We start from the raw sequence: 6828 nt of genomic DNA on the forward strand, positions 1-6828 counted from the left end.
AACAGCCGATACTTTCCCGTATCGGCTGTTTCGTTTACTGCTTCATTCATATCAAACTAATTGGTGTTTAGGCAGCTCTTTCAAAGTCAGCGGCTTGATGTACCAAATATCGCGGCAGTAGTCGGCGATGGATCGGTCGGACGAGAAGAAGCCCATATTGGCGATGTTGATCAATGCGGATTTTCGCCATGCGGCAACATTGCGGTAGTGTTCGTCCGCTTTGTATTGCGTGTCGATGTAGCTGCGGAAATCCGCCATCAGTTGATAGAAATCGCCGTAAGGTTGCAGGACGTCATTGTAGCGGTTCGGCTCTTCGGGGGAGAATGTGCCGCTGCTGATTTGGTTGACGACGCGGCGCAGGTCATGATCGCGTTCGATGTAGCCTAGCGGGTCGTAACCGTTGCGGCGAAGTTCTTCCACCTGCTCGACGGTGTTGCCGAAGATAAAGCAGTTGTCCGCGCCGACTTTTTCCAGAATTTCAACGTTCGCGCCGTCCAGCGTACCCATACAGAGCGCACCGTTGAGGGCGAATTTCATGTTGCTGGTACCCGATGCCTCTGTGCCTGCCAATGAGATTTGTTCGTGCAAATCGGCGGCGGGGATGATGATTTGGGCGAGGCTGACGCTGTAATTCGGGATATAGACGACTTTAATCAGGTCGCGGATGCGTTCGTCGTTGTTGATGGTTTTCGCTACGTCGTTAATCAGGCGGATGATTTTTTTCGCCATGTAGTAGGCGGATGCGGCTTTACCGGCAAAGATGAAGACGCGCGGCTGCCAGTCGAAATCCGGGTTTTCCAGGATTTTGTTGTAGCGGTCGACGATGTGCATCACGTTCAACGCCTGGCGCTTGTATTCGTGGATGCGTTTGATTTGGATGTCAAACAGCGCGTCCGTGTTAACCTTGATGCCCAATTCGGTTTCGATGTATTTGGCGAGGCGTTCTTTGGCGGCTTTTTTCACTGCGCCGAATTCTGCCTGCACGCTTGCATCGTCAACTTTTTCGTTGAGCTTGGTCAGATTGTCCAAATGCAGGCGCCAGTCTTGTTCGCCCAAGTGTTTGTCGAGGAAACGGGTCAATTCGGGGTTGGCGATGTTGATCCAGCGGCGCGGGGTTACGCCGTTGGTTACGTTGGTAAAGCGTTCGGGGAACACTTTGGCAAAGTCGGCGAAGATGGAAGTGATCATCAGGTCGGAGTGGATTTTCGCCACGCCGTTGACTTTGTGCGAACCGATGACTGCCAGCCATGCCATGCGGACACGGCGGCCGTTGTTCTCATCGATGATGGACACGCGGCGGACGAAGTCGTCGTCGAAGTTGCCGATGGCGCGCAGGGCGTTCAGGAAGTAGGCGTTGATTTCAAAGATGATGTCCAAATGGCGCGGCAGCAGGCGGCCCATCAAATCGACCGGCCAAGTTTCCAAGGCTTCGCTCATCAGGGTGTGGTTGGTGTAAGAGAAAATTTTGCAGCACATATTCCATGCTTCGGTCCACACGATGCCTTCTTCGTCAATCAGGATGCGCATCAGCTCGGGAATCGCCAGCACGGGGTGGGTATCGTTCAGGTGAATGGCGACTTTGTCGGCAAGGTTTTTGATGCTGGGGAAACGGCATTTGTGGCGCGCCACGATGTCTTGTACGGATGCGGAAACCAGGAAATATTCCTGTTTCAGGCGCAGTTCGCGGCCGCTGTCGGTGGAGTCGTTCGGATAGAGGACGCGCGAGATGTTTTCATCGCTGTTTTGCGCGCGGACGGCGGAAGCGTAATCGCCGCGGTTGAAATCTGCCAAGTCGAAGCGGCTACCGGCGTGAGCCGTCCACAGGCGCAACGGATTGGCGACGTCGCCGCCGTAGCCGGGGATGATTTCATCGTATGCCATCGCGGAAATTTCTTCGCTCGGATGCCATTCTTTTTTGTCACCCATATTGATGACCTGTCCGCCGAAGCTGACGGCGTATTGTTTGTTCGGGCGGCCGATTTGCCATGCCAAATCTTGGTCGAGCCACAAATCGGGTTTTTCGACCTGCTGGCCGTCCACGATTTCTTGTTTGAACATACCGTATTGATAGCGGATGCCGTAGCCCATGGCGGGAATGCGCAAGGTGGCGAGCGAGTCGAGGAAGCAGGCGGCCAGGCGGCCCAAACCGCCGTTGCCCAAGCCGGGGTCTTGTTCTTGTTCGCAGATGTCGGCGAACTCTTTACCCAGTTGTTTGAACGCCTCTTCAAATTCGGCATACACGCCTTCGTTAATCAAAGCGTTGACGAAGGCGCGTCCCAACAGGAATTCCATGGAAAGGTAGTAAACCATGCGTTTGCCGTTGTCGATGTGGGCGCGGCGTGTTTGCAGGAAGTCTTCGGCAATCAGGTCGCGCGCGGCGAGCATGGCGGCGTTGAGCCATTGGTGTTCGGTCGCCTCTTTCGGATCGACGCCCAAAATGAAAATCAATTTATAGACGATGGACTTGCGGATGGTTTCGGCATCCGGTTTCGGCATGACATAATCAAAACCTGAAATGGGTTGTTTTTTCTTAGCCATGATAGCCTTTCTCTGTTGGGGATAGGATGATGAAGCGGGGGAATTTGTATCTTTTGGCAGTCTGAGGTCGTCTGAAAAGCCGTATGCCTTTATGTTCCGTTAAGCAAGTCGATCAGGTAAATTTATTACTCATCTTCAGCATTATAACTGAGGCAGTGTAAATAATAGGGTTTCTTTTAAAAACATCCTATTAATGACATATGTCATATATTCGGCGATGTATTTTTACGCTGCAAAATCCAAATACCCATATGTTCGACTGTCAGCTTGCCGTCTGCATTGTAATTAAACTTCTCGGATGGTACGCAAGAAATCTGCCAACTTCCTTGAGGCAGGTTAAATATTTGTTGACTACGCTTGGCATTGATCAACAGCAGCCATTCATCGTCCAAAACAATCTGCATGGCTTTTGCGCCGCGGTTGTGCCAACAAAGCTCGCTCATCGGTTCGCCTTGGATATTGAGCCAGCGGACGCGCTCTTGTTTCCACCAGACATCATCGCCCAATAATTTGATTTCTTGACGCAGGCGGATTAAATCGCGCGTATAGCCTTGCAACGCTTCGTCCGCCTGCTGCCAATCCAGCCAAGTAATCGGGTTGTCCTGACAATAGCTGTTGTTGTTGCCCTGTTGGCTGTTGCCGAACTCGTCGCCCGCCAGCAGCATGGGCGTGCCGTTGGCAAGGAACAGCGAGGCAAGCAAGGCTTTGACGGTGTAGGAGCGGTCTTCCAAAATCGCCGCATCTTGGGTTTCGCCCTCGATGCCGTGGTTGTAGCTGATGTTTTCGTTATGTCCGTCGCGGTTGTCTTCGCCGTTGGCATGGTTGTGTTTTTCGTTGTAGCTGACCAAATCGCGCAGCGTAAAACCATCGTGTGCGGTGATGAAATTGATGCTGGCGGAAGGATGACGGCCGCTGTGGTTGAAAATATCAGACGACCCCGCCAGACGTTCGGCAAACGCACCCAAATTGCCGCTTTCCCACACCCAAAACGCGCGCATATCGTCGCGGAAACGTCCGTTCCACTCGGCAAAAGGCTGCGGGAAATTGCCCAAGTGATAGCCGCCTTCGCCGATGTCCCACGCTTCGACAATCAGTTTGCAGCGTGCCAACACGGGGTCTTGGTACACCACCTGAAAAAAACGTCCGTAAGCCTGAAAATCGGGTTCCCGCCCCAATACCGTTCCCAAGTCGAAACGGAAACCGTCCACATGAAACGTTTCCGCCCAATAGCGCAGGCTGTCCGCCGCCCAGCGGGTTACGTCGCGGCGGACGATGTTCAACGTATTGCCGCAGCCCGACCAGTTTTCATAGCTGCCGTCGGGCTTCAGCCAATACCACAAAGCATTGTCTATGCCGCGCTGGCAAAGCATCGGGCCTTTTTCATCCTGCTCGGCGGTATGGTTGTACACGACATCCAAAATCACTTCCAAACCTTCCTGGTGCAAGGCTTTGACCGCCTGCTTCAACTCTTCCGCCGCGCGTTCGGCATCGGCGGCATAAGACGGCTCGACGGCAAAATGGGAATAGGTGTTGTAGCCCCAATAATTGCTCAAGCCCATTTTTTGCAGGTGGTATTCGTCCAAATGCTGGTGTACCGGCAGCAGCTCGACGGCGGTAACGCCCAAAGTTTTCAAATAATCAATCACGCGCGGATCGGTCAGCGCTTGATACGTTCCCGCGTGTTCCAAATCGGGGAACTGCTTGGTAAACCCTTTCACATGGGCTTCATACACTACCGTCCTGCCCCACGGATGGTTCGGACGGTGGTCGTCGCCCCAATCAAAATCATCGTCGCCCACTACCACGCTTTTGGGTGCCACCGCCGCATTGTCCCGCCCGTCTTCCGGACGGAACCATGCCATTTCCTCCTCATCCCGATAACTCGGTTTGCCGTCGATTTTTTTAGAATACGGGTCAATCAACAATTTGTTCGGATTGAAACACGAGCCGCCCGGCGCATCAGCGCGTCCGTAAACACGAAAACCATACCGCTGCCCTGCCCCGACCTCCGGCACAAAACCATAAAACACCGACCCGCGCCGCGAAGGCATTTCCAAACGGGTTTCCCCTCCCTTGTCAAAGAGGCACAGCTCGACTTTTTCGGCATGGATGGAAAACAGCGCAAAATTCGCCCCTTTCTCAGTCAGCGACACGCCCATCGGATAAGGCGCACCTTCTTCAATGCGCCATGTTTTGGTTTTCATTTTGTTTGTCCTGATTTGATGGAAACGCGTCGGGCTGCGCTTCCGGATAGTTGTTCTTTTTATAGGGGTGATGCTTGAATGGAAAGAGGTCGTCTGAAAAGCAAAATCCCGTTTTCAGACGACCTCTTTTAGCCATAACCCTTTGTTTTAACTTGAGGCCGTCCGAATTTGAGCGCTATTAATTCGGCAACCTCACCGCCAACTCGGCAGGCCAAGCCGCCTTAGCGTCGGTTTTTACAAAACCATTGCCCGTCAGCCCGCCTTTCAGCAGGCGGTTGTATTTCACCGCCGTTTCGCGCGGCACTTGCAATTTCACTTTAAACATCAGCTTCGCGCGTTCATCGACCGTTTCCACCGACTTGGGCGTAAACTGCGCGTCCGTCGCGATAAATTTGATTTTGGCGGGGAACACCGCATCAATGCCGTCCAAACGGATACGCGCATCGTCATTGACTTTCAAACGGCTCATGCTGTCGGTCGGCAGGAAAATATTCATCGAAACATCGGCAGGATCAAGCAGGCTGACCACTTTCGAACCCGCCGCGACCACGTTGCCTGCTTCCGCAATGGTGTATTCCACCCTGCCGGTTATCGGCGCGCGGATATTCATATCATCATTGGCGGATGTGGCCGATTTGACTGCCGCCCTCGCCTGTTCCACACCGGCGCGCGCTTCCGCTTGTGCGGCGGCACTTTGCGCCACCGTCGCCCGCGCTTCGTCCCGCGCCGCTTCTGCCGCTTTGACTGCCGCGACAGCGCGTTCATAATCCGCCTGACGCTTGGTAACTTCCGATTGCGACACCAGCTGGTCGGCAAGCAATTTGCGCGCATTGTCCAGCTCCATTTTCGCCACGCGCAGCTGCTGCCTGTTCGCGTCCACATTCGCCTGCGCGCGCGCAACCGTCTGCTTCATCTGCGCTTCGGCGGCTTTGGCGCGCCCGACCGCCTCTTCTTGCCGCAATTCTGCCGCCCGCGCTTCTTCCAAACGGCTGTTGCTGGTTTCAGACGACAGTTCCGCCAGAATATCGCCCTCTTTCACGTCCGCGCCCTCTTCCACCAATACCGCCTTCACCCGCCCCGGATACAGGCTGGCGACATCAATGCGGTTCAGCTCCAGCCGCCCGTTGGATTGCGCGATCCATGCCGGTAGGGTTTCTTTTTGGTTTTGAAGGACATACCACACGCCGCCCGCAGCCAGCGCGACGGCAAGAGAAGCAATAACAGCTTTTTTCATGTTGCGTTACACCTTAATCGTCAAAACGGACGCGCCTTAGAGCGGTATTGCGGAAACAGCGCGGCAAACGCCCAATCTATCCTTTGGTGGATGGACGAATCGGTCAGCAAATCCTCATGCCGCCCGTTCATCTCATCGGTCAGTATCCCCAACATACGGTAGCGCGTGTTCATAATCATCGGCGAGATGACCGCGCCGTTGAGAAACTCAAACTGATTAAACAGAGCCAGTTCCGGCACATCTTCCCTGCCGTTGCACGCCTTAATGTGCTGAATCATCCCGCAGGCAAGCATCTTATGCTGTTTTTTCAATGCTTTGGTAATCAAATCCACGCCTTCTTCGCTGTCCAGCAGCATCCTGTGTATCCACGCCAAATGCTCGCGTATCGTCACCGCCAGCCGCCAGACAATCTGATACAGCCGCTCCGTATCTTCGATATTTTGGGCAAAATCGAACGACACCCGCCCCAAAGCCCGATTGCTGTACTCAATCAACATCGCCTTCACGAATTCGTCTTTATCGGCAAACATCCTATTGAACGTTTCCAAATTCGAATTCAAATGCTCCGCGATTGCCTGCTCCGACAGCCGCTTGTAGCCGCATCTGGGATAAAAATGAATGCCTGCGGAAATAAATTGCGCACTGGTTACACCGTTCATTATCTTCACCTCATCTGCCTGTATTGTTGTCATAGGACAAATATCCAAGACTCAAATGAAACAAAAATCTTCTGAAATATCAGACCGCCTTCAGACGCTACTGTTGCAAACCAACACCCCATCCCAAGCCGAGCCGATACAAATGCCAACCAACCGTTATTTTATAGTGGATTAACTTTAAATCAGGACAAGG

At 53.4% G+C, this 6828-nt stretch carries 5 protein-coding genes; all 5 read right to left on the reverse strand.

Annotated features, from left to right (window positions below; all coding sequences use genetic code 11):
* Positions 1-51: 51 nt before the first annotated feature.
* Positions 52-2538: a glycogen/starch/alpha-glucan phosphorylase gene (locus HMPREF2726_RS02270; RefSeq protein ID WP_009311266.1), complete on the reverse strand. Its 2487-nt coding sequence runs from the start codon at positions 2536-2538 to the stop codon at positions 52-54.
* A gap of 203 nt (positions 2539-2741) precedes the next feature.
* Complete coding sequence (gene glgX / locus HMPREF2726_RS02275) at positions 2742-4742, reverse strand: glycogen debranching protein GlgX (protein WP_070602053.1); 2001 nt, start codon at positions 4740-4742, stop codon at positions 2742-2744.
* Positions 4717-4878, reverse strand: coding sequence for a hypothetical protein (locus HMPREF2726_RS14070; RefSeq protein ID WP_168163269.1), 162 nt, complete (start codon positions 4876-4878; stop codon positions 4717-4719). Before HMPREF2726_RS14070 ends, glgX begins: the two co-directional genes overlap by 26 nt.
* A 42-nt stretch (positions 4879-4920) precedes the next feature.
* On the reverse strand, positions 4921-5976 hold the full coding sequence (locus HMPREF2726_RS02280; protein WP_070602055.1) for an HlyD family secretion protein: 1056 nt from the start codon (positions 5974-5976) through the stop codon (positions 4921-4923).
* A 20-nt stretch (positions 5977-5996) separates the two neighbouring features.
* Positions 5997-6668 (reverse strand): TetR/AcrR family transcriptional regulator, encoded by a 672-nt coding sequence (locus HMPREF2726_RS02285; protein WP_049224734.1) that lies wholly within the window; start codon positions 6666-6668, stop codon positions 5997-5999.
* Positions 6669-6828 lie beyond the last annotated feature (160 nt).

Origin of the sequence: Neisseria sp. HMSC074B07 (assembly GCF_001810355.1) — a bacterium.
Classification (GTDB): Bacteria; Pseudomonadota; Gammaproteobacteria; order Burkholderiales; family Neisseriaceae; genus Neisseria.

What these genes read in the sequence shown, in the direction of transcription:
- HMPREF2726_RS14070 (WP_168163269.1), bottom strand. Translation starts at nt 4,878, where the DNA reads ATGGCTAAAAGAGGTCGTCTGAAAACGGGATTTTGCTTTTCAGACGAC.
- HMPREF2726_RS02270 (WP_009311266.1), bottom strand. Translation starts at nt 2,538, where the DNA reads ATGGCTAAGAAAAAACAACCCATTTCAGGTTTTGATTATGTCATGCCG.
- glgX (WP_070602053.1), bottom strand. Translation starts at nt 4,742, where the DNA reads ATGAAAACCAAAACATGGCGCATTGAAGAAGGTGCGCCTTATCCGATG.
- HMPREF2726_RS02280 (WP_070602055.1), bottom strand. Translation starts at nt 5,976, where the DNA reads ATGAAAAAAGCTGTTATTGCTTCTCTTGCCGTCGCGCTGGCTGCGGGC.
- HMPREF2726_RS02285 (WP_049224734.1), bottom strand. Translation starts at nt 6,668, where the DNA reads ATGACAACAATACAGGCAGATGAGGTGAAGATAATGAACGGTGTAACC.